Origin of the sequence: Chitinophaga sp. XS-30, assembly GCF_008086345.1 — a bacterium.
Lineage (GTDB): Bacteria > Bacteroidota > Bacteroidia > Chitinophagales > Chitinophagaceae > Chitinophaga.
Genome location: NZ_CP043006.1, coordinates 2,976,432 through 2,999,845, shown reverse-complemented (window position 1 = coordinate 2,999,845; position 23,414 = coordinate 2,976,432). Strand labels below are relative to the sequence as shown.

Below are 23,414 nucleotides of genomic sequence, written 5' to 3'. Positions count from 1 at the left end.
TTTTATTTTGTTGATGAATTATTCTTTTTGCCTGTCGAGCGGTACACCTGGTCCAGGATAAGTCCGCGGGTATTCAAACGCAGCAGGGTGTTCACATTATCCGTCACTTCAGGATATACTCTGTTCGTCAGTATGATACAGATCATTTTACTGGACGGGTCCACCCACACAAAGGTACCGGTATAGCCGCTGTGACCGTAAGATAGTGAAGATGCATATGCAGAAGGATATTTTTTCTCCGGATCGGGCCGGTCGAATCCCAGGCCGCGGTGGCTGACCGTTGATTGCCGGGAGGTGAATAAAGCCACCGTAGCGGGCTTGAAATAACGCTTGCCGCCATACACGCCCTGGTTCAGGAACATCTGGTACAGGATGGCAAGATCGTTGGCGTCGGAGAACAGGCCGGCATGACCGCTCACCCCGCCTGCCATAGCGGCGCCGGGATCGTGCGCATAACCGCGCAGCTGCATATTGCGGAACCAGCTGTCGTTTTCCGTAGTGGGAACGATGCGTGTACTGTCAAAACGGTTGCGGGGAAGGAAACCTGTGGTCTGCAATCCCAGCGGCCTGTAAAGCATATCATGCAGGTATTCGTTCATCGGCCGGTGAACGATCTTTTCGATAACCTCCCGCAGCATGTACATGCTTACATCGCTGTACACGAACTTTCCCCGGGTCAGCACCGGCGATGCCAGTGTGGCGGGCCACATCACTTCTTCAAAATAGCCGGCGCGGAGATAATAGCCGTCCGCCACTTTTACAGGATACGATGCGGAGGAATCCGTGCTGAGGTCCTGCGGCAGCAGCTTTTCAAAATGTTTGATATAGGGGGTATAACCGGCTTCATGCAGCAGGGCTTCCCGGATGCGGATATCTTTTTTGTCGCTGATCGTTCGGGCGCGGGCTACGTAGCGGCTGACGGGGGATTGCAGGCTGAGGCGGCCTTCATCATACAATTTCATCACAGCAGGCGTGGTTGCCGCGATCTTGGTAACAGAGGCCAGATCATACAGATCATCGGTGCGAACGGCCCTGGTGCCGGAATAGGTCTGATGGCCCCAGGCCTTTTCAAATACCACGTCCCCGTCTTTCACCACCAGCACCACACCACCGGGAGTGGCCCGGCCTGCAATGGCGGCCGCCATAATATCATCGATACGGGCCAGCGAATCCGCTGCCATACCATGGGTTTCGGGCGCTGCGTAACCGAGGCGGGTCTTTTTGGACTGCGGTGTGGCGATACCGCCGAAGATGGCTTGCGCCGCAGCGGAAGCGCCTTCCGGCGTATCCTCCGGATACCAGATGACAGGTGTGGATACCTGCTGCAGATAAGCCAGGCTGGCGCGGCTGCCGGGTATGACCACAATAGCCCTGCGCTCCCGGATGAAATCCAGCAGCGGACGGGTGAATATCGTTTGGGGGGATAAACGGACGATGATGTGCCGGTAAAGCTTCAGGCGATCGTTCATATCATCCCAGTCGTTACTGATGCTGAAAGACGCTACCGGCGCGTATTTCCCTGCAATACTGTCGAACATCCGGCTTCTTTCGGCGCTGATAACGGCTATGCGCCCTTCTTCCGGGTTAACCAGGGGTATCATGCGATCGCCGTTGTGCAGCAATACGATGCTGCTGCGGGCCTTCGACCATTTGTCCTGCGCCTGCAGGCCGGGTGCGAAGGATAGCAACAGCAACAATGTAATCAGTTTTTTCATCCGTGTGCTTGTCTTTCCGCTGAAGCAGCTTTGCTAATGTCTTTGTTTGTCAAAAGCGGGAGAAGCCGCCGTTTTACCGCGGCCCCTCCTGCTGATTTGTTTTTTATATCGCCGGATCAACCGGTGTGTTCGGATTGGTCAGCCTTTCCTGGTCGGGATAAGGATAGAAGTTCCGGGTGCGTTCGTAAGTGGTGGGCACCGGGTTTACGTTCTGCGGCGGTGCTGGTCTTTCGAACCTGCGGCTGTCTTCCAGCCGGAGGCCCTGCAGGAAAAGTTCCGCGCAGCGCTGCTTGTACACTTCCAGCAACAGGGCGGGCTTCGTCATCAGACCGCTGTAAGCGGGCAGATTGGCATTCACGCCGAAGGGATCGCCTGCGGCCTGTGTGCGTACGGCATCAATATGTGTTTTGGCTACGTTCAGGTCCCCATCGCTGCGGATGATAGCTTCCGCTTTCAGCAGGCGCACTTCATCAGGCAGGTAAATCGGAATGGGACTGGTGATGCTTTCAAAAAATCCCTTCAGCGTTTTCAGCGTTTCGCCGCCTACCTCCACATCGGGAGTGGTCAGGTAAAAATCCAGCCGGGCATCATCCGGTTCCGTGAGTTCCTCCGGCAGGCCGAAGAGCTCGCGGGCCTTGAAGTTGGCGGATACCTGCACCTGTTGATAGATGGGATTGGCGCCAGGTATGGTATTGATGTATTTGAACTGCGATTTCGTGTTCAGGTTGACGGCATTGGCAGCGGCCAAAGCCCCGGCATAATTGCCCAGCATCATGTTATACCTTGCCCGGTAGGCGTTGATGCAATCGAGCAGCACAATATCGGACCCCAGCACACGGGTATTGAATTCAGCAGACGGGGCGGTGGTGCCCAGAGCCGTGGCCGCTTCATCCAGCAACTTTACCGCTTCCTGCAAGGCTACTGTGCGCGACACAAAAGTTGCCCCGCCTGTTACATTCGTCTGGATCGGAAATTGCTCAAATGCCGTTGCCAGCCCTCCGATGGACATTGCCTTGAAAAACTTGCCGAAGGCCACCAGCCCGGTCTGTGTATCCGTTTCCGTTGGCAATACGGCCGGTGAGCTGTTGATGAGGCTTTCCGCCATACCCATCGTACGAAGCATATTGCTCCACACGCCCAGCACATTCCCGTTGAACGTGGGCAATGCCGTACCGCCGGCTTCCAGTTCCAGCACATTGGTAAATGTGGTCACTCCTTTCAGCTCCCTGGTTGTTACGGCCGTAGCGGTGAACAGGGACTGTACCGCAGAAGTGGAATAAAACTGTTTCATCCCCACAGCCAGCGAAAGCAGGCCCTCCCGGCTATTCACCACTTCGGTGTCCGTAGGACCGTTTGGATTCACATAATCCAGCTTGCACCCTCCGGCGGTGAGCAACGCCGCAGTCAAGCCTATATATATTGATCTCTTTTTCATGTTTCAGAATTTAAACGTCCGGATTGTGTTTAGAAATTTACATTAACCCCGAGCTGGAAAGTTCTCGGCAGCGGCACTTCCACAAAATCGAATCCTCTCACGGCATTGTCCTGCCCGGCTGCGTTCACTTCAGGGTCATATCCGCTGTAGTTGTCGATGGACAGCAAGTTCCGGCCGGATAAGGTGAGCCGGATATCGCGGAGCTTCCCTGCTTTCGGTGTAATGAGATAGGAAGCGGCCAGCTCACGCAGTTTCACGAAATCGCCTTTCTCGATCCAGTTCTCGAATATGGAAAACAATGCGCCGCTGGTACCTTTGATCACATCACCTTTCAGCTCGGCTTCATATCCCTGCAGGCCTCCGTAGTTCTGGTTATCTCCCACGCGCCGGGTGAAGTTGAATACGTCAAAGCCAAGCATGCCATCCCACTGCATCCTGAAGCTGAATTTTTTGTAGTTGAATTCATTGATCCAGGATACAACATGTTTCGGGTTCGGGTCACCGATCACTTTGCTCAGAATAGCGCCGCTGGGTTGCCCGTTGGCATCGCGCTGGGCGGTGTAGGTGCCGTTAGGGCCCTGCACGCCTCTTTCCCGCTGCGGCAGTCCTCTTGCATCCAGCAAGAACGACCCATCATCGTTGCGGGCAAAGAAAGTGCTGTAGAAAGCACCCAGCGGATAGCCGTTCACAGCCGCAACCTGCCCGAATCCTCCGGAAAATGGCAATACACCATTACCTTCCACGCCGTTGATCACGTTCTTGTTGTTCACATAGCTGAGGGTGGATATCCAGGTAAGATCTTTCGTTTGTACCGGCACCCCTTTCAGCATAAACTCGAAACCTTTGTTCGTCATTGTACCGATATTGATAAAACGGCTCAGGAAACCGGTGCTGGGTGCCAGTGTGCGCCCAAGGATCAGATCATCCACATCTTTGTTATAATAGGTAAACTCCAGGCTTATCCTGTCTTTCAGGAAGCTGATATCTGCACCGAGCTCTATTTCCCTTTGTCTCTCCGGCATTACATTGAAGTTGCCCAACAACGAAGGCGCAGCATAACCGGCAGTTCCATCATATATAACAGGCGTATAGGAGGTAAAACGGTCATATACACCAATCGCTGTCAGGTTGCCGGATGCGCCCCAGGCTGCACGCAGCTTGAAAGAAGGCATCGCGTCCGCCAGGCCGGAATTTTTCCAGAAATCTTCTTCGGAGAGGATGTAAGAGCCGCTTACTTTCGGGAAATACTGCCAGCGGTTCTCCTTCCCGTAAACAGAAGAAGCATCCACCCTCGCAGCACCGGTTACATACAGCTTATCGGAAATGGCAAAGGTCTGCTGCAGGAAAGCACCCATGATAGACCTTTCGGTGCGTAGTTCCGTGGCCAGCGTAACCCCGTTGTTGATCGTCTGCCCGAACGACCCAAGCTGCTGAGCGGTGGCGCCGAACGTGTACGCCCTGTCATATTGAATGGTTCCACCCAATCCGGTAGTGGATTCCAGCCAGCTGTTCAGTTTCCTGCGGTAGCTGATATTCAGGTCATTGTTCATCTGTAAAACTGTCGCATCCGCCCGGCGGGACAAACCGCCGTTGTAACTGGGCGTTGTGTTCTTCGGCGGGATGTATCCGGTAGCGGTCTGTGTGTAGTTGTCCAGACCGATGATGTAATCAATGTTCAGCCCGTCCACCGGTTTGGCATTCAGCTGCACATTACCCATGAAGCGGTTCACTTTCTGGCGGAAATCAAACCGCTCGATCGCCTCCAGCGGATTCGTTCTGCGGAGAATGGCAATTGGCGCAGTAGAAGGATATACACCGGTTACCGGGTCTTTATCCGGATTTACATAGTTATTGGAAAAGATAAAACCCGTCAGCGCGCCATATGCCTCCTGAATACCGCCATTTGGTATCTCGCGGCTGCTGCTCATCGTGTAGTTGACACCGGCGGAAAGCGTGAATATTTTATTCAGCTTCTGCGAAACATTTATGCGAAGGCCGTTCCGGGAAAAGTTGGTGTTTTCGATGATCCCTTCGTTATACAGGCTGGATATGCCTACATAATACTTGGTTTCATCTGTGCCGCCGGACACGGAAAGCGAGTTATCGGTACCGATGCCGGTGCTGAATATTTTGTCCTGGTAGTCATAACGCGTCACGGCTGTTTGCGAAAGATCATTGACGTCGTTATTATTGAACCGGAAAGGATATTCGTTATAAGGCAGTTTCTTGCGCAGGCTGTTCGTTTTGAACTGGGTGGAAAAAGATATCTGCGGTTTCCCCGTTTTCCCGCGTTTGGTAAATATCTGCACGACGCCGTTGTTCGCCCGTGATCCGTAGATCGCGGCGGCAGCGGCGCCTTTGATCACTTCTATCCTTTCGATGTCCGCCGGATTGATGTCCACCAGCCTGTTCTGCGCATAACCGCCAAGGTCTATCAGCTGGCGGGAATCATTGTTTATGATCACACCGTCCACAATATACAGGGGGTCGGATGAACCCACGATGGTGCTCGGTCCCCTCAGCCGCACGCTGATACCGCCCGCCGGGTTACCGGAGTTCTGAGTGATCTGCGCACCAGCCACCTTGCCCTGCAAAGCTCCATCGATACCGGTTGCCGCACTGTACTGAATATCTTTGGCAGATACGGTAGACACGGCGTTGCCCAGTTGTTTCTTCGAAGTGGCCACACTGGTACCGGTGACGATCACTTCGTTCAGCCCAAGGATATCCTCTGCAAGCTGTACGCTAAAAGTGAATGTTTTTGTATTGCCCACCTGGAAAGTCCTTTCCTGCGGCTTTAAACCTAATCCCGTAAAAACAAGGATGTAACTCCCGTCTTTCAGATTGGCATTGATGACATATTCCCCTTTTATATCCGTGTATGCACCATTGACGGTGTTACGGACCTGCACGGCAATAGACGGAAGCGGTTCCCCGTCTTCTCCGGTTACTTTACCGGAAATGCGAACCTGTGCCAGGGCGAGAAGGGACACAAGTTGCAGCATAAAGACAATAGAAGCGAACTTCCAATGTCTCTGCCATAGCCATAGACTTTTTTTCATGTTGAACATAATTTAGTTGTTGCTGAAATTGGTTGGTAAATACCCCGTTTTGCTCGTTAAATAATTAATCCTTCACTGTGAGTTCAATTGCCGGGATTCCCCGGAACTTGCTGATTACTGTCTGATTTGTCTGGTGGCTGGTCGGCCTGGTTTTCAATTGCTGATTATACTGTTCACATGTAGCCGGTCCCACCGGTATATAATAATAGTTTGATGACTGTTTCGCTGGCCGGTTGTTCCGGCGATCTGTGCATATTGACAATTAACTGTGGCTATGCCAGGCACAGCACATGTTCGTACACGCTATTCCGTTACAAGATCTCAATACCGGTGTCTCTATACGGCTTCAGCACGCGGTCACCCGGCTCCAGCTCCGTGATCAATGTACTGATGCGCGTAATATCGCAGACCTTGATCCGTTGCGCCGTATCCAGCTTTTCGGCAATAGCCAGCGAGACTACCCGCTCGGAGGATTCTATCATGGCCTTTTTTACTTCCACCACTTCCCAGTCGTTATCCGTGATACCATGCTGCACATCGATGGCATTGATGCCCAGAAAACACAGATCAGCCCTGATCCCTTTAATGCGGGACACCACACTGCCGCCAATAGAGATCTGCGAACTTTTGGATATCCGGTCTCCCAGAAAGATCACTTCAATATTGGGATGATGGATGTATTCATAAGCAGCCGGAAGGCTTACCGTAATGAAGGTAGCGGACAATTCAGGCGGAAGCGCCTTCGCCAGCTCGATGATGGTCGTACCCCCGGTGGTCAGCACAAACATGCCGTCTTTAATAAGCCGGCTTGCCTTCATGGCAATATGTTTCTTGCTGCTTAAAGCATATACGTTATCGGAAGCAATAGAGAGGTGGAAGGACTTGGAAAGGGCGCCGCCATGTACTTTGATCAGCTTGCCCTGTTCGGCCATTTCGTTCAGATCGCGGCGGATCGTATCTTCAGACACGTCCATCTGCTGGCTCAGGTCTACAGACAGCACCTTGTTGTGCAAATTCACCTGACGGAGGATAAATGATTGCCGTTCCTTTTTTAACATCTGGCGGATCGATTTTGGTTTCTTGCTAGCAATTTACAGCATTATTTTTGACAAAACCGCAAAAAGATGCATATTTTTACTAATAAATATGTAAATAACCGCACTCACACCAACAAAAACAAATACAATCATGCAGCATCTCAATACCAACATGGCCCGTTTGCTGGGCATCGCAGGCAAGCCTTCCCGGCTGGTGATCGGTTTGATGTCAGGCACTTCGGTGGATGGGCTGGATGTAGCGCTTTGCAGGTTTTCCGGTACCGGTATGGACACGGGGATTGAATTGCTGGAATTTGAAACGGTGCCTTACGGTGAAGATTATAAAGGGGAGATCCGCAGCGTGTTCTCCAAAAGGAATGTTGACCTGGAAAAGGTTTGCCTGCTGAACGGATGGGTGGCGCTGGCGCATGCGCGGATCATATTATCGTGCCTCCGGCGATGGAAAAGGTCTCCGGAGGAGATAGACCTGATCGCCAGTCACGGACAAACGATCTTTCACGCCCCGAAAACCCTGCATAAGCAGACAAAATTCGGGAACGCTACGCTGCAGATAGGGGATGGCGATCATATGGCGGTAGAAACAGGCATTGTTACCGTAAGCGACTTCAGGCAGAAGCATGTAGCAGCCGGAGGAGAAGGTGCTCCCCTGGCCGCTTATGGCGATTTTCTCATCTTCTCCAAAAAAGAGGAGAACCGGATCATGCTGAACATCGGCGGGATCGCCAATTTCACGTTCCTTCCCGGCAGCCTCCAGGCCGATGAAGTATTCTGCACCGATACCGGTTCCGGCAATACACTGATGGACGCTTTCATCCAGCGGTACTATCCGGGTAAATATTTTGATGAAAATGCGGAAGTAGCATCAAAAGGCCAGGCGAATACCGCGCTGCTCACTGTATTGAAGGACCATCCGTTCTTCGCGCATCCCTTCCCGAAAACCACCGGCCCGGAACTGTTCAACCTGGCTTACCTGGAGCAGGCGCAGGAGAAGTCCGGCACTACCGGCATCAGCAATGAGGATGTTATGGCCACGCTCAGCCGTTTTTCCGCGGAAACCATTGCTGCGGCCATTAAAACCGTAGTGAAAGACCCGGCGGAATTCCGGTTCTATGTCAGCGGAGGTGGCATGCATAATCCGCTGCTGATGCAGCACCTCGCCGCATTATTACCGGAATGCACATTTAAAAGCACGAAGGAGCTGCATATCAACCCGGATGCAAAAGAGGCGGTGCTGTTCGCCGTACTGGCCAATGAAATGATATGCGGGGGAAAGGTCAGCTTCGGCAAAGGCAGGAACGGCATCCCGAATGTATCGATGGGCAAATTGAGTTTTCCGGCGTAATGCGGCAGCGGCGCGTCTCTTTCCCGATCTTCATGGCGCGGGATGTCAGTTATAGTGCCCCATCGCCCGGTACACCTTCCCTTCCTCATTGAAAAAGAACAGTTCGGCCGCTTTCTTGCCGGCAATGCTGGTATAGTAAATGACAACGGTATCGATGCAGGATAGTACCTCTATCAGCCCAAAATGCAGGTCCGGGTACTTTTTCATGGCCTGCTGCCAGTAATCCCTGACTTTGTCCTTCCCTTTCAGGGTACCGTTGATACCCAGTCCCATCTGGAGCATAACGGGACTGCTCATCTCGAAATCATCCGTATAATGGGTCAATACCGCTTCAAGGTCATGGTCATTCCATGCGCTGACCCATTCGTCAGCGAATTGCAAAGCCTGTTCTCGTGTGATCATGTTTTTTTTGTAAAAATACAGTGCGGCGGGGTTCGGCAATAGGACAAAAAGCTCATTTTTCACAACCCGGCGTATGACCATAGTGCTGCCGGTATTTGCGGATGAAGTAAGAAACATCGTGAAAACCGCTTTCAAAAGAGGCAACTGTAACGCTCCGTTGCTTATGCAGCAGAAGATACCTGGCCCGCTCCAGTCTTTTTTCGATCACCCATTGGGCCGGGCTGCCGCCCATGTTATTCCTGAACCACCGTTTGAAAGCGCTCAGGCTCATGTTGGCGGACCGGGCATAATGATGCAGCTGCAGGTTATCGGTAATGCGACAGGCCATCCAGCCCAATATATCGGGGTCAGAAGCAGGAGAAAGCTGCTGAATTTCCTGTACCGGAGGCTGCGCTTTCATCGTCAATGCCCACCGCAGTGTATGATCCCCAAGCAGCGCATCATCCCGGATCAGCGCGTTGAGGCTAACGAAAGGCTTTTGTCTGACAGATATATCGGAGTAAAGAATGGAATTCCCGGGAATGAACAATGCATCGCCTTCTTTCATTTCGTGTTTTATCCCATTAAGGAAAACGACCTTTTGCCCCTGAAGCACATAGGTAATGGCGGCGCAGGGCATAAAGAATTCATCTTCAGAAGGGCGCTGATAGCTGCATTGCGCCAGGTGCAGGGAAGCATCTGCATAAAGCACGCTTACATCTGCTTTATTTTTATTGAAGTGTTCGTATTGGCGGATCATGACCTCATCAAAATACAAAACTCCGCTCAATGCTGCATCACCTTCCTGTACCCAGCTCCGTCCCGCCGCTCACCGGCAGGATATGCCCGGTAATGAAACGCGCTTTGTCAGACAGCAAAAATACGCAGGCATCTGCGATGACATCGCTTCTTCGCCCCAGGCCAAAGGCTAAATTATTCGCTTTCCTTCTCATCGGCCTTGCGATCTTCAGCTTTTTTGCTATTTTTAACCACTTCCTTTTACCAGCAACGGTTTTACGGTAAATAAACACCTGCAACGTGAACAACCAACCGGATTATAATATCGTTTTTTAATGACTACGCCTTTACAAAAAAGAAGAGATGGTTTTGAAGGGCAAAAGCTGATCAGCCTGCCCAATACGGTGTACAGGAGCATCCCCCAGTATCATCATATCTATATTACCCATATCGGCTACTTCCCGAAAGCTGCTTATCATTACCGGGAAAGGAAGAAGGGCTGTGTGGACAATATTCTCATTTACTGCCTGCGGGGAAAAGGCTGGTATATCATCGGGGATAAACAGTATCATGTAGGGCCGAACCAATTCATCCACATACCGGCTACAACGCAATATATGCGCTACGGTGCGGATGATAAAGATCCCTGGACGATCTACTGGGTGCACTTCAGCGGGGAGGATATGGCGGCTTTCAACAATATGCTCAGGATAACGGAAAAGGACGGGCCCCAAAATATCGCCTTCAATGAAAAGTCAATACAGATATGGGAAAACATTTACCAGAGTCTTGAAATGGGCTACAGCAAGGACAATCTGATGAATGCCAACCTCTGCCTGCACTATTTTCTGGCCACCTTCCTGTATCCCGACAAACATACGGAGCAGGCGGGCAACGCGGCGCAGGACCTGGTTACGGAATCCATCCTGTTCATGCGCAGCAGGCTGGGTGAAAAGCTGACGGTGGAAGACCTGGCCATGCGGCACCAGCTGTCCCATTCCCACTTTTCCAATTTATTCCGGAAAGCAACCGGCATGTCTCCTATCGATTATTTCATACAATTGAAAATACAGAAGGCCTGCCAGTTGCTTTACGATGCATCTATCAAGGTCAAGGACGTTGCCATGGCCATCGGGTATGATGACCCTTATTATTTCTCCCGCCTGTTCAAAAAGCTGATGGACATGTCACCGGAACAATACCGGCTGCTGCGGAAGAAACAGGGCTAACGCCTCTCGTTATACACCCCTACTTCGGCAATGGCCGGAGGTCTCCGGAATGATTTGAATTTAATCCGTACCCTGTCGCCCCACACCCGGTCGAAACGATGCACTTTGATGCGGGAACGGTTGTCTCCATCCACCAGCGGATACCACTTATTGTTTACACGGTATTCCAGCGTGTAGCCGGAAACGTTGGCCCTGTTCTCCGTGATCACGATCGTATTGAAGCCGGTTTCTTTTCTCAGGTCTATTTCCAGCCAGGGTTCCTTTATATCGCGGTGGGAATGCCAGTTGGTGCTGAAATCATCGTCGTTGGCAAAATCCATCAATGCCATATCATTGCTCCAGCTGGAATTGGCGGCGGCGCCTTTTGCCAGGTTGGAAGAGATCACGGGCGCATCAAATACAGGCAGTTTCGGCAATGCGGCCGGCCGCTTGTACAGCTTTCCGATCTCTTTCAGTTCTGCCACGGCATTATCGTCTATCAGCCCGTCACGGTTCGGCGCTACATTGAGTATAAAATTGCAGTAGGCCTGGTTGAACGGCACCAGGTTATCATTGACCAGCTGCGCAGCTTTCTTCACATCGGTAGTGGGGAAAGACGGTTTCCAGAACCAGTTCTGGTTGATCGGCAGGCAGGACAATGCGGGCAAGCGGTTGCTTTCTTTTGAAATATGCTGACCGGCGCCCTGTTCATAGGATTTGATATCGGTATAAAACAAAGCTTCTGCCGGATATTTCGCCGCATTCAGGTCCATCACCAGGCAATTGGGCTGGATGGACTTGATCAGGCGGTAGATCTCCTCAAAAGGCACGTCATCGTATGAGATGCGGGACCATGGTGCATCCCATCCGTCAATGATGAGCGCGGATATCTCCCCGTAATTGGTGAGCAGCTCCGTCAGCTGTTCCTTGATCATACGGATATGCTCCGGTGTGATCTGCCCCGGGCGCAATTTGTGGTGGGTGTCCAGGATAGAATAATAGAGCATGACCTTGAGGCCCTGCTTGCGGAAGGAGGCGGCGTATTCTTTCACCACATCGCGTTTCAACGGGCTGTTCATCACATTGTAAGGCGTAGTTTTGGTATCCCATATCGCAAAGCCGCTGTGATGTTTCGTTGTCAGGCAGCCGTAGGTCATATTGGCCGATCTGGCCGCCTGCGCCCACTGGTCCGTATTCAGTTTACGGGGATTGAAGATGGCCGGCAATGCATCCGGGTCCGCCCAATCGTCTTCCATATACGTCGGGATGTTATAGTGGATGAACATGCCGAAGGCAAGGTCCACAAATTCCTGCTGCAGCGCCGGCAGCGGCCGTGCCGTCCCTTTTTGCTGCGCATGCCCGTTCATAAAACTGAAAACGAGCGCTGTCAATAAACTAAGCTTGAATGGTTTCACTGATCAATCTGATTTTTTAGTGTTCGTCTGTCTTTTTCTGCATGCAAAATCGCAGGTTCTGGTGTAATTTTCCGGTCGTTTATTACCTTTTCCAGAACGTAATTTCACTAATATTGCTGTAATCCGCATGCCCGCCCGCCACAACCGGGCATCTTCCCCGAAGGATTGCGGACGGGGCCTTCAGCTTTCCCGGGCTGTACAGGCGTAGCCTGCCGCTCAAAAGTAGTTTGCACGCCAAACCGCCACAATGGGTTATCCTTTGATTTTAATGGATAATACGATACTGGTGAAACTGTATTTCACCATAAAAAGGGCAGCGGTTTTGCCCACCCGGCATCTTATCATGATAAGAATGCTTCAGACCGCAATCAACTGCGGATAAATTCTGACCCTGTTTTGATTATTTTCAATATTTTTTTGTAATTTGAGTACGTACCAAATACCCATAATAAACCAAAGTCTAAGTAATTACCAATTTCACACTGATTAAAAGTAAACGTCAAATTTGTTGTGTTGGACCTTAAAAAAAACAAAATCTAATTGGAGAAATGAGTGCTTATGTTCACCATGAGGTGATGCTTATGTAAAGAGAGCTAGGAAGAGTAAATCGAGATAAATATGCGCTTATGAAAGTAGGGAATCATTACCCCCTACATTCTATTTCCACATGTTCCACCAACAGGACCGTCTTACTTCCTGATCAATCATTTTAATACGGAATGATGTATATCCCAATTCCATAACAAAGGTCTTTCCAGCCTGCCTACAGGGCTTGGAAATCTTTACTTAAACCAAAATCGATTATGAAAAAAGCTTTACTTGTCGGGCTGCTTCTAGCATGTTGTGCTACGATCACCTATGCCCAGGGCCGAAGAATCACAGGGCGAGTTACCGAAGCAGGTACGGGTGACCCCTTAGCCGGCGTAACCATCCAGTTGAAGGGCACTTCTTCAGGCACTGTTACCGGAACGGACGGAACTTATGGCCTGACGGCAACAAATGATGCCGTGCTGATCTTCTCCTTCCTCGGATATGTTACCCGGGAAGAGACCGTCGGTCAGCGGAGCAGCATTAACATTATCCTCGCCGTGGATGAAGCCAAACTCTCCGAAGTGGTAGTGGTGGGTTACGGTGAGCAGACGCAACGGTACAAAACACAAAACGTATCCGTTGTGGGAGAAGAGAATATCAAGAACGTGCCGGCAGTTTCGCCGCAACAATTGCTGCAGGGCCAGGCGGCCGGTGTACAGATGACCAACTCTTCCGGTTTGCTGGGCAGTGCCGCACAGATCAGGATAAGGGGCGCATCTTCCATCACCGCAGGCGGACAGCCGCTCTTCGTTGTGGACGGGGTACCACTGAATGAAGGCCTGTACTCTACAGGACAGGGCGGCGCGGCCAGACTGAACCCGCTGCTGAATATTAACCCGAACGACATCGAGACCATGACCGTACTTAAAGATGCCGCCGCTGTGGCAATCTACGGATCAAGGGGCGCGAACGGCGTGGTACTGATCACCACAAAAAGAGGCTCCGCCAATCAAAAGACCAGGGTAAACTTTGATTACTATACCGGCTGGTCAAAACCAACCGGACTGATCCCCATGATGGATGCGGAACAGTATAAGACCTATGTGAACGACTTTAATGCAGCAAAAGGGCTGCCTGCCGAAACTTTCCCCGATGGAGAATTTGACTGGGTAGATGCGGTAACCCGCACCGGCCGCGTTAACAATTATTCCCTTTCTGCCGCAGGCGGAAATGAAAAGACCAAATTCTATTTTGGCGGCGCTTATTCCAAAGAAAGCGGCTTTACCATTGGCAATGACCTGAAAAAGCTTTCCGGCCGTCTCAACCTGGAACATAACATCAGCGGAAGGGTGAAATTCGGGGTAAACTTTAATACATCTTATGCGGATATGGACAGGATCGGCGCAGAAAACAGTACCTATGCACCGCTCACCTCGTCTTTCCTGCAGTTACCCTTCGTTCAGCCGTTCGACGATAACGGACAGTATGTCAATACCGGCTTTGTACAGAACGTACTGGGGCTGGAAGCGCTGAATCTGAACAAATTCTACACGACCCGTTCTACCGGTAACGCCTATGCGGAGTTCCGCCTTTTCGACAACCTTAAATTCAAGACGGACTGGGGCATCGACCGGGTACAGGCGGAAGAAAAATACAGAGAGGTTGACCTCTTCACGCCGGGTGGTATCGGGTCCAGGGTTATCATACAGGATTTCAAATGGATGACCACCAACTCACTGAATTACGACAAGGTTATCAATAACGATCATGCGATCAGTGCTTTCGCGGCTCACAGCTTCGAGACCTCGAGGTTTGAGGATATTACGGTAGAGGGCGCTGGTTTTGCCAGTGACAAACTGGTTAACGTAATTTCCGCTTCCACTCCCACCATCACCAGTTCAGAGGGTACGGAATGGGCGCTGGAATCCTACATTCTCCGCGGTAACTACCGCTTCCGCGATAAATACCTGCTGGAAGGTACTTTCCGGAGCGACGGTTCATCCAGGTTTGATGAATCCAAAAGGTATGGCAGCTTCTGGGCGGTGTCCGGCGGATGGATATTGACAGAAGAGTCTTTCCTGAATAACAGCTCATGGCTCAATTTCCTGAAACTGACGGCCAGTTACGGTACTTCGGGCAACAACGAGGTAAGCAACTTCCCTTATCCCGGCCTTTACGGCGGTGGAACGGATGCGGACTACGGCGGGGCCGCAGGTTTGAGGCCTACACAAACACCCAACCCCGCACTATCCTGGGAAGAAACGGCGCAGTTTGATGTAAGCCTTTCCTCTGTGTTCGTAGACAACAGGATCAAACTTGATGTGACCTACTATCATAAAAAAACGCATGACCCGGGCCTGCTGGTGGATATTCCCATTCCTTATACCACGGGCTTTTCCATCATCAAGCAGAATGTGGGCAAGATGGAAAACAAGGGCATCGAGATCGGCCTGAATACGGTGAACATCCGGAAGAAAGATTTCGAATGGAGCACCGGCCTGAACATCAGCTTTGTGAAGAACAAAATGCTCGCACTGCCGGAAGATACGAAAGATGAATATGGCAGGCCTTATGTGATTGCAGCCTCCAATGCGCAAAGAGCTGTTCTCGGCCACTCCCTCAACAGTTTTTACCTGATCCGTTTCCATGGCATCAACCCGGAAACAGGAAATGCCGAATGGCTGGACAGGGATGGAAAACCTACAACCTCCCCCACCAATGCGGACCGGGTGATCGTGGGCAATGCCGATCCGAAATTCTACGGCGGTTTCAACAATACCGTTACCTATAAAGGTTTTGATCTCGGCATCAATTTCAACTTCATGTACGGCAACAAGGTGTTGCTGGATGGCTTGCGCTTTACCGGGAACATGGCCAACAACGGGCTTAACAAAAGTTCCGACCTGCTGGACTACTGGAAGAATCCGGGAGACAATTCCTATGCGCCGGCATTGACCAGCACCACGACCGGTACTTTCAGCAGATTGTCCACATTACAGCTGCAGGACGGTTCATACCTGCGCCTGAAAATGCTGACGCTCGGCTACAATCTGCCAAAGAACCTGCTGTCCGGCACCAAAGTGCTGACCAATGCAAGAATATATGCACTGGCGCAGAACATATGGACCATCAAGAATAAAGACTTCAAAGGTGCAGACCCTGAAGTATCTGCCAATGGCGGCAGCAACCAGGTAGTGGGCGAATCATTCTTCGCGTTGCCACAGCCCAAGACGATCACGGTAGGCGTTAACCTTACTTTTTAATGACCCATAAAATTGTATCCATATGAACGCGATATATAAAACACTCACAATGCTTCTGCTGCTCTCCGTGCTGGGCACCTCCTGCAAGAACAGGCTGGACCTGCAACCGGAACAGTCCTTATCCGAAGATGAAACGTTTTCATCAAAATCCACTACGCTCAGTGCTTTGCTGGGTGTTTACAGCCGCTCCCAAATGCTGGAGGTATTTGGTGCGCTTCCCCAGGTGATCGATGACTACATGGCCGACAATGTGGAATTCCGCGGCTCCTTCCCTACACTGCAGCAGCTCAACAACTTCGAAGGCACGTCCGACAACTCCAGCACCCGCGATATCTGGCGGTTCAGCTATGAGGTGATCCTGGCGGCCAACAAGGTGATAGCCCGCGTACCCGGTGTATCGGACGCAACCTTTACTGACCAGGAAAAAGCGCAATACATTGCCGAAGCCAAGTTCGTGCGGGCGTACGTGTACTTCCAGCTGGTGAACCAGTTTGCACAGCCCTACCAGGTATCCCAGGGCAGCAATCTTGGCGTACCGCTGATACTGAACGATTTTACCGGCACCGTGGAATTCCCCGGCAGGTCTACCGTTCAACAGGTACATGCACAGATACAGAAAGATCTCGAAGAAGCGCTGCCTGACCTGCTGAACAATTTCGATGCACCGGTCTTCACCCGCGGGCGCGCCACCAAAGGAGCTGCCAATGCCCTCCTCTCCCGCTTCCATTTATACCGGGGTGAATGGACACAGGCTGCTGACTATGCTGACGATGTGCTTGACAATACTGCACTCTACACGCTGGCGCCCAATTACGATTTTTATGACGGCAATACGCCGGAAGATATCTTTTCCATCCAGATGTCCGCAACGGATAACAGCCGGACAGGCTCCGGCGGCTGGTCCAGCTACTACAGGCCTACCAATGCCAGCGGACGTGGCGACTGCCCGTTCTCTGCCAACCTGATCGCTGCATTTGAAGCGGAACCGGGTGATGAACGTTTCGCGCTCAGCGATATGGGCACCGCAGTTGGCGCCGTACAACGCAGGTTTACCCTTAAATTCCCTGATGCATCCACCAATGCCGATAACTCTCCGCTCATCCGGGTAACAGAAATGTACCTCAACAAAGCGGAAGCGCTCGCACAACGCGACGGCATTAACCTCACCTCCATCGGCCTGATCAATGACCTGAGGGGAAGGGCTAACCTTGGGGACTGGACGCTGCTTACATTCGCCACCAAGCAGGCATTCATCGACGGCATCCTGAACGAACGCCGGAAAGAGCTTTGCTTCGAGGGGCACAGGAGAATGGACCTGTTGCGTAACGGCAAACCGCTGCGCACTACCGGCGCCGGAGCGGGTATCTCCGATCCTGGTGACGACTTTGTGATCCTCCCCATCCCGCAAAGGGAAATAGACGTGAATACCGGCCTGCAAGGACAGCAGAACAGCGGGTATGAGTGATCTGCATGAACCTGCTGGTTTCACTAAAAGCAACTGACATGCAAGCGGGTGTATCGGTATTGATACACCCGCTTTTTATTTGCATACCCTGCGTAAAGCAATTTATATGGCTGCGATTATCAAGAGAGGTGGCTGTTTGAAGAAACCCAACATCAATTCCCCGCTCTCCTCAATTCCTCTTCACTCCCCGTTTTCCGCTCCCTTGCCGCTTCCACTTTGGTGTTCCCGAACCGGTAACTCAGCGATACATTCACCGTTCTGTTCTGCCAGCGGTTATTCACACTGAGGTAGATATCGTTATACTCGGCAACGCCCTGGAAACGCGCCGAAGCAAAAATGTCATTTACATTCACCTTCAGGGTGCCCTTCTTTTTCAGCACCGTTTTCTGGATGCCGATGTTCGCGCTCCACATCGCTTTGCTTTTCCATATCCCATACACGTTCGGCGCATCGTACCAGCCGCTGACCTCCAGCTTGTAATCACGGGGCAATGTAAAAGTATTCGTGCTGTTGAAACTCCAGGCCAGCCGCTCCGTTGTAAAATCCCGCACCGTATCCCTGATCTGGTACTGGTTGTAGTAAATAGATACATTATTGCTGGTATTCCACCACTTAACCGGATCAAAGGGCAGCGTGAGATTGAGCGAGTAAGTGGTTTGCGTACCGAGATTCTTATTCGTGCTGATGGTAGCATTGGTGGCTTCATCAGTGAGCAGGAATTCGTCATACACATCGTTGGTACGGCTGTATCCCAGCGTGGCCATATATTTCTGTTTGAACATGTAGGTCATCTCCGTATTGTGCGTGTACTCCGGTGTGAGATAGGAATTGCCGCGGAAGAAGGTGTATTTGTCCAGGAAGAAAAGGAAAGGGTTCAACTGGCCGTATCCTGGCCGGTTGATCCTTTTGGTATAGGCCAGTGAAAGCTTGTGATCATCGGTAAACCGGTGGTCGATGGAAAGGTTGGGAAAATAATCGAGATACTTCCGCTCCACCCGGGTCTTCAGGGAAATGGAATTGCCGTCGGAGATGGTCTGCTCCAGTCGTAGCCCCAATACAAAATCCGTTTTCTTCAGCTGCTGTTTGTAAATGAGGTATGCGGCCAGTACATTTTCATCATAAATGAACTGGTCGTACTGGGAGGGCACCGGCACATATTCCCCATGCAGCAGGGAATCGTAGCGCATATTATTCTCTGTATTGACGAAGCTGGCTTTCACACCGGCTTCCAGCCGAACGGATTTGTTCAGCACTTTCACGAGATCCCCTTTGATGCTTTTGATGGTGATGTTGGTAAAAGGCATCGTTCTCAGCGCATTGCTCTGCAGAACGGCCGCACTGTGCGCATCTACAACACTGTCGCTCAGTTCGGTATTCATGCGGTTGTGGAACCGCGCATAGTCCGCATCGATGGTGAACTCCGAGCCGGAGGTATCCATTTTCAGTTTGTAATTGAGGTTGACGGAAGTATTGGTAAACCGGTTATTTGCGTCGATGCCGGTGTGCAGCAGGGAATCGGTGGCGCCGCCTTTATTGGCGATCTCCGTGGCGCTGGGCGCCCGTCTCCAGAAGGCATTGCTGTACCCGTTGACCATCACGCCGATGGTCTGTTTTTCCGTGAGGGAATAGTCGATCCCTCCTTTGTAGGACCGGTACATGAAGTCATTGATCTGATATACTTCCTGCCTGAACTGCAGGGGATTGCTGCCGCCGGTCCGCCGGTGGAGCTCCCGGGTATTGAAGTTCTTGCGGTCCCCATGGTTAAGGTTCCCGAATACATTCAGCTTTTTTGTGCGCCAGTTGATATTGAGACCGGTATTGTAGAACAGGTACCGGCCGCCGCCGCCGCTGACCGTAGCAGTACCGTTGAAGCCTGTCATCTGGCCTTTTTTCGTTTTGATGTTGATCATGCCGGAGGTGCCCGCGGCATCATATTTCGCACTCGGGCTGGTGATGATCTCTATCTGGGAGATAGTTTCGGCGGGCATGCTCTTCAGCAGTTCCGCCAGCGCCTCGGGGGACAGGTAGGTGATCTTCCCGTCCAGCATCACGGTAACGCCCTGTTTACCTTTGATGACGAGGTTCTCATCTTTGTCCACACTCACACCCGGCGCCCGGCGCAGCAGGTCCATGGCGGTATTGCCGGCGGCTGCCACACTGCTCTCCACGTTCAGGATGGTTTTGCCTTCGCTTCTTTCGATAAACGGTTTCTGCGCCACCACGTCCACGGTTTTCAGATCGCGGGAGGCTGGCGTGAGCGCCAGGGCTTTGAGGTTCACCTGCGATCCGGCCGCAGTGATACGGAACACCTCGCTCCGCTGCTCCGCATAACCCAGCTGCGTGGCATGGATAAAATAACTGCCTTCCGGGATGCCTTCGAATACGCATTGCCCCCCGGCATCACTCATTTGCCCTTTCACAACGGCACTGTCCGCCGTCTTGCGCACCGCTACACTGGCGTACGGCAGCGGGCTGCCTGCAGCATCCGTGATCTTGACGAGCACTTTGCCTTTGGGGGCCTGCTGTGCAAATGACAATATTGCACACAGCAACAGGCATCCCGTGAGGATGATCTTGTTCATACCGGTTTTTGATTTTGTTCTGGATGACATTGCCCCTCATGTCCGGATCTTGAGATCTACATACAGGGTTATTCGGGCAATGACAGCACTTACGGACGATTTCTGTCAGATGAATTTATCTTGATGGATCAGCAAGCAGGAGACTGCCATAAGCAAACAGGTCCCATGTTCGCATCTGATAATAAAGACGGCCGGGAACGAAAAAGGTTGCAGTAAAAGGCGGGAATTTTGGAACGGATCAGTTGAGTGGCAAAAGTGCCGGTTTGAAAGGAGGAAATCGGGGTTGGGAGGTGGTAGCAAAAGACGGCAGTGAAGCCGGGCTGCAAGGCTGAAGAAAGCGCTGAGCGCCGTAAGGAGGAAGATATTGGCACCGGCACAGCATGATATTGGCATACAGGCACCGGCCACAAACAAAAAACCCGCTGCATACCGGCAGCGGGCTCTTTCATTTTTATCATACAAACATCAGAAAGCGCTGATCTCCGCAAAGAACGTGATATTGGTATTCCCGTGCGTGGCAGTGACCGTTACCCTGAAATACCGGGCCGTAAATGCCTGCGAAAAGAACACCGGCTGGCGGGCATTGATCGCCTGCAGCGCATAAGTGCCGGCGGACTGCCAGGTTGTACCATTGGTGCTTACATCCACATTCACCGTTTTCGGGGCGCCGTTCGGCGCGTTCTGCCGGGCGGTCAGGTACAGTCCGGATAACGAATGCTCCGTTTGCATATCGATGGCGATGTGATGCGGCAACGGCGGCTCTCCCCCATCCCACTGCGTATGCCAGAAGGTGTTCAGCAACCCGTCCAGTGCAAAGATGGCCCTGCCGTTATTCGGGCCTTCCCCGTTCGCTTCCTCTGAATCCACCTCCAGGATGGTCCAGTTGCTGCGGTTGATCTCCGCGTACACGGGCGGGGTCACTGTCACCACAAAATAGGTCAACGCCATCGCAGAATTGATGGGATAACCATCCACTGAAGTGATCTTCACCGGGATCATGTAGTTATGCCCCTCTTCCACAAGCTTCGCATCGATGGTGAAGGCAATGTCCTCGCTGACGGTGGTGCCTTTTCGGATAACGGACTGTGTGGCGGGAAAATCAAAGATATTGTCCGGTATCCGCTCAAATTCCGCCAGTCCGGCTGTAGCGCGGGCGGTATTGATCGAATCCCATTTTGAATAGTCCAGCGCAAAAGTAACGGCAACATCGCGCGGAGCGGAAACGTATCCTCCGCCGGCAAAGAAAGCGTTCACTTCAAATGCGTACAGGGAATCTCCCTGCAGGGGCGCCCTGCGGTTTACCGTAATATCCTGGAAAGCGCCGTTAATGGCTTGTGACATGTAGACGCGGACATCTGCATCATCCTTGGTAAATGGCCCGTCTTTCTTACAGGCCGCCACCGAGAGCAGCATGCCTGCCAGAACTGTATATAGGAATATTTTCATCGTTGAGATTTATCTGGTTATGCTTTTCTTTCTATGAACCTTTCAAAGGAGCCTGGCTCCTTCATGAATCCTACTGCCATCCTGCGTTCTGCGGCAGCAGTGCGGGATTCAGCGTCAGTTCATTGATCGGCACCGGGTACAGGTACATCTTGTCGTTCCACACCCTGGCGGTAATATTCGGATACACCCGGATGTAGAAGTTGGCATCTACCTGTACATTGCTCACCTGGTTGGCAGGGTATTGCGCACGCAGCGCAGGTGTCAGCTTCATGCCGAGGATCGTTTCCGGGTTGTTGATCAGTTCTCCGGCTTTCCAGCGTTGCAGGTCATCGAAGCGGAAACCTTCGCCTATCAGTTCTATCCTTCTTTCCCGGCGTATCTCGTCCAGCAGCACAGGCAGCGCGGGGAAATCCGATTCCGGATCTTTCACCAGCGAAGCAATCACCATATCCGCCATATCCACCCGTTCCCTGATCTTGTTGATCGTTGCATCGATCACCGCCTGGTCGGCTTCTCCCAGTTCTGCTTTGGCTTCTGCGTAGATTAGCAATATCTCCGCATAACGGAAAATGAACAGGTCCAATGTGGACTGGTTCGCGTTCCATTGCGCCGGATCGGGACTGTAATTCTTCACGCCGGCGTAACCGGTGACAACACCGGGAATACGGGGCAGCGTCATTTCATCGCGCGAGCCATCTGTATTATTGGTGAAGGAGAACCCGCGGGTGGCGATGATCTGCCGGAAACGGGGGTCCCGGTCGATCATCTCTTCGTCCAGCGTTTCATCACCCTGGTAAAGGGGGCTGAGGGCGGTGGGCACACCATTCCTGTCCAGGAAGGACCGCACGAAGTTCTTCGTGAGCGCGGGCCATACGTCAGACAGCTGGCGGGTCAGGTTATGCATGCTGACGTCTTTGATGTAACGTCTCGCCAGGATGGTTTCGGTATTGCCGCGCAGCTCTTCCTGGATAAAGAGGTTGTAGTAATCCATGTCCGGGTTGCCGGTCATGTAGATGCCGTAACGCCCGCTGTTCATCAGGGCTTCCGAAGCTGTCACCGCGGCGCGCAGCCAGGGCTGATCGTCACCCAGCACATGGTATTTGCGAAAAGTGCCTTCCCAGAGGCAGATCCTGGCTTTGAGAGCATTGGCTACATCCACCGTGATCCTTCCGGCAAACTGGGCATTCGTAGCTGCTGCGGCATTGGCAACCGCAAAGTTGAGATCCGCCAGCACGGAGTCCATCACCTGTTTGTGCGGCAGGCGGGGACCGTACAGCACGGTTGAGGAGGTATCCGTCAGGTCCTCGGACAGCCAGGGCACTGCGCCGAAGCGCTTTACTTTTTCCCAGTAGAACAAAGCCCTGAAAAAGCGGGCTTCCGCGGCATAGTGACTTTTCAGCGTGGCATCCATTTCCGCCCGGTCATAACGTTGCAGGAAATAATTGACATTGCGGACATTGGCCCATCCATCATAACTCCAGTTGGCATCTGTAGCCGGAATTACGTATTCACCGGCCAGGAAAGTATTGCGGGAGCCGGGCGCGAAATTGTCAGAATTGCTCTCGCTGTTGCCGCGTTGTACGGGCAGCGCATCATAAAAGCGGTTGACATATAACTTGAGATCGTTCTCGTTCTTGAAATACGTGGGCTCACTGATGGCGTCCTGCGGGAACCTGTCCAGGAAATCCTCCTTTTTGCAGGCGCTTATCAGCAGGACCAGTGTGGATATATAAACAGCGTGTATCTTCCTCATGATTGATCAATTTTGTAATG

The 23,414-nt window shown here is 52.0% G+C and carries 15 protein-coding genes; 4 read left to right on the top strand and 11 right to left on the bottom strand.

The window, feature by feature from the left end; translation table 11 throughout:
• Nucleotides 1-2 precede the first annotated feature (2 nt).
• The 4 genes from FW415_RS12310 to FW415_RS12295 all read right to left on the bottom strand — a co-directional run bounded on the left by FW415_RS12310 (nucleotide 3) and on the right by FW415_RS12295 (nucleotide 7,270).
• Nucleotides 3-1,715: a serine hydrolase gene (locus FW415_RS12310; protein WP_148385309.1), complete on the bottom strand. Its 1,713-nt coding sequence runs from the start codon at nucleotides 1,713-1,715 to the stop codon at nucleotides 3-5.
• 103 nt (nucleotides 1,716-1,818) lie between these two features.
• Nucleotides 1,819-3,150, bottom strand: coding sequence for a RagB/SusD family nutrient uptake outer membrane protein (locus tag FW415_RS12305; RefSeq protein ID WP_148385306.1), 1,332 nt, complete (start codon nucleotides 3,148-3,150; stop codon nucleotides 1,819-1,821).
• A 29-nt stretch (nucleotides 3,151-3,179) separates the two neighbouring features.
• On the bottom strand, nucleotides 3,180-6,212 hold the full coding sequence (locus FW415_RS12300) for a SusC/RagA family TonB-linked outer membrane protein (protein WP_148385304.1): 3,033 nt from the start codon (nucleotides 6,210-6,212) through the stop codon (nucleotides 3,180-3,182).
• A gap of 311 nt (nucleotides 6,213-6,523) precedes the next feature.
• Nucleotides 6,524-7,270, bottom strand: coding sequence for a DeoR/GlpR family DNA-binding transcription regulator (locus FW415_RS12295; RefSeq protein WP_148385301.1), 747 nt, complete (start codon nucleotides 7,268-7,270; stop codon nucleotides 6,524-6,526).
• A gap of 130 nt (nucleotides 7,271-7,400) precedes the next feature.
• Between FW415_RS12295 and FW415_RS12290 the strand changes: the two genes are divergently transcribed.
• Nucleotides 7,401-8,612: an anhydro-N-acetylmuramic acid kinase gene (locus FW415_RS12290; RefSeq protein WP_148385299.1), complete on the top strand. Its 1,212-nt coding sequence runs from the start codon at nucleotides 7,401-7,403 to the stop codon at nucleotides 8,610-8,612.
• Between the two features lie 45 nt (nucleotides 8,613-8,657).
• Here FW415_RS12290 and FW415_RS12285 read toward each other — a convergent pair whose 3' ends face one another.
• The 3 genes from FW415_RS12285 to FW415_RS12275 are packed head-to-tail and all read right to left on the bottom strand — an operon-like array spanning nucleotide 8,658 to nucleotide 9,946.
• Nucleotides 8,658-9,014 (bottom strand): nuclear transport factor 2 family protein, encoded by a 357-nt coding sequence (locus FW415_RS12285; RefSeq protein ID WP_148385296.1) that lies wholly within the window; start codon nucleotides 9,012-9,014, stop codon nucleotides 8,658-8,660.
• 52 nt (nucleotides 9,015-9,066) lie between these two features.
• Complete coding sequence (locus FW415_RS12280; protein ID WP_148385294.1) at nucleotides 9,067-9,753, bottom strand: AraC family transcriptional regulator; 687 nt, start codon at nucleotides 9,751-9,753, stop codon at nucleotides 9,067-9,069.
• Between the two features lie 37 nt (nucleotides 9,754-9,790).
• Nucleotides 9,791-9,946 (bottom strand): SDR family oxidoreductase, encoded by a 156-nt coding sequence (locus FW415_RS12275; RefSeq protein WP_246859020.1) that lies wholly within the window; start codon nucleotides 9,944-9,946, stop codon nucleotides 9,791-9,793.
• A 120-nt stretch (nucleotides 9,947-10,066) separates the two neighbouring features.
• On the opposite strand from FW415_RS12275, the gene FW415_RS12270 reads away from it, so the two are divergent.
• The gene (locus tag FW415_RS12270; RefSeq protein ID WP_148385292.1) at nucleotides 10,067-10,960 is read left to right on the top strand and encodes an AraC family transcriptional regulator; all 894 of its coding nucleotides are present in this window, start codon (nucleotides 10,067-10,069) and stop codon (nucleotides 10,958-10,960) included.
• On the opposite strand, the gene FW415_RS12265 is transcribed toward FW415_RS12270, so the two are convergent.
• The gene (locus FW415_RS12265; protein WP_246859019.1) at nucleotides 10,957-12,354 is read right to left on the bottom strand and encodes an alpha-L-fucosidase; all 1,398 of its coding nucleotides are present in this window, start codon (nucleotides 12,352-12,354) and stop codon (nucleotides 10,957-10,959) included. The two genes, FW415_RS12270 and FW415_RS12265, sit on opposite strands and share 4 nt — an antisense overlap.
• Nucleotides 12,355-13,157: 803 nt before the next feature.
• Here FW415_RS12265 and FW415_RS12260 point away from each other — a divergent pair.
• Nucleotides 13,158-16,148 carry a TonB-dependent receptor gene (locus FW415_RS12260; RefSeq protein ID WP_148385289.1) on the top strand — a complete coding sequence of 997 codons (2,991 nt, stop codon included), beginning with the start codon at nucleotides 13,158-13,160 and terminating at the stop codon, nucleotides 16,146-16,148.
• 22 nt (nucleotides 16,149-16,170) lie between these two features.
• Nucleotides 16,171-17,613, top strand: coding sequence for a RagB/SusD family nutrient uptake outer membrane protein (locus FW415_RS12255; RefSeq protein WP_210420872.1), 1,443 nt, complete (start codon nucleotides 16,171-16,173; stop codon nucleotides 17,611-17,613).
• A gap of 152 nt (nucleotides 17,614-17,765) precedes the next feature.
• On the opposite strand, the gene FW415_RS12250 is transcribed toward FW415_RS12255, so the two are convergent.
• From FW415_RS12250 to FW415_RS12240, 3 genes are all read right to left on the bottom strand, one after another.
• The gene (locus tag FW415_RS12250; RefSeq protein ID WP_168208791.1) at nucleotides 17,766-20,195 is read right to left on the bottom strand and encodes an outer membrane beta-barrel protein; all 2,430 of its coding nucleotides are present in this window, start codon (nucleotides 20,193-20,195) and stop codon (nucleotides 17,766-17,768) included.
• 465 nt (nucleotides 20,196-20,660) lie between these two features.
• A complete protein-coding gene (locus FW415_RS12245; RefSeq protein WP_148385284.1) occupies nucleotides 20,661-21,641 on the bottom strand; it encodes a discoidin domain-containing protein in 981 nt (326 codons plus the stop codon).
• Between the two features lie 70 nt (nucleotides 21,642-21,711).
• On the bottom strand, nucleotides 21,712-23,394 hold the full coding sequence (locus tag FW415_RS12240) for a RagB/SusD family nutrient uptake outer membrane protein (protein ID WP_148385282.1): 1,683 nt from the start codon (nucleotides 23,392-23,394) through the stop codon (nucleotides 21,712-21,714).
• Between the last annotated feature and the right edge of the window lie 20 nt (nucleotides 23,395-23,414).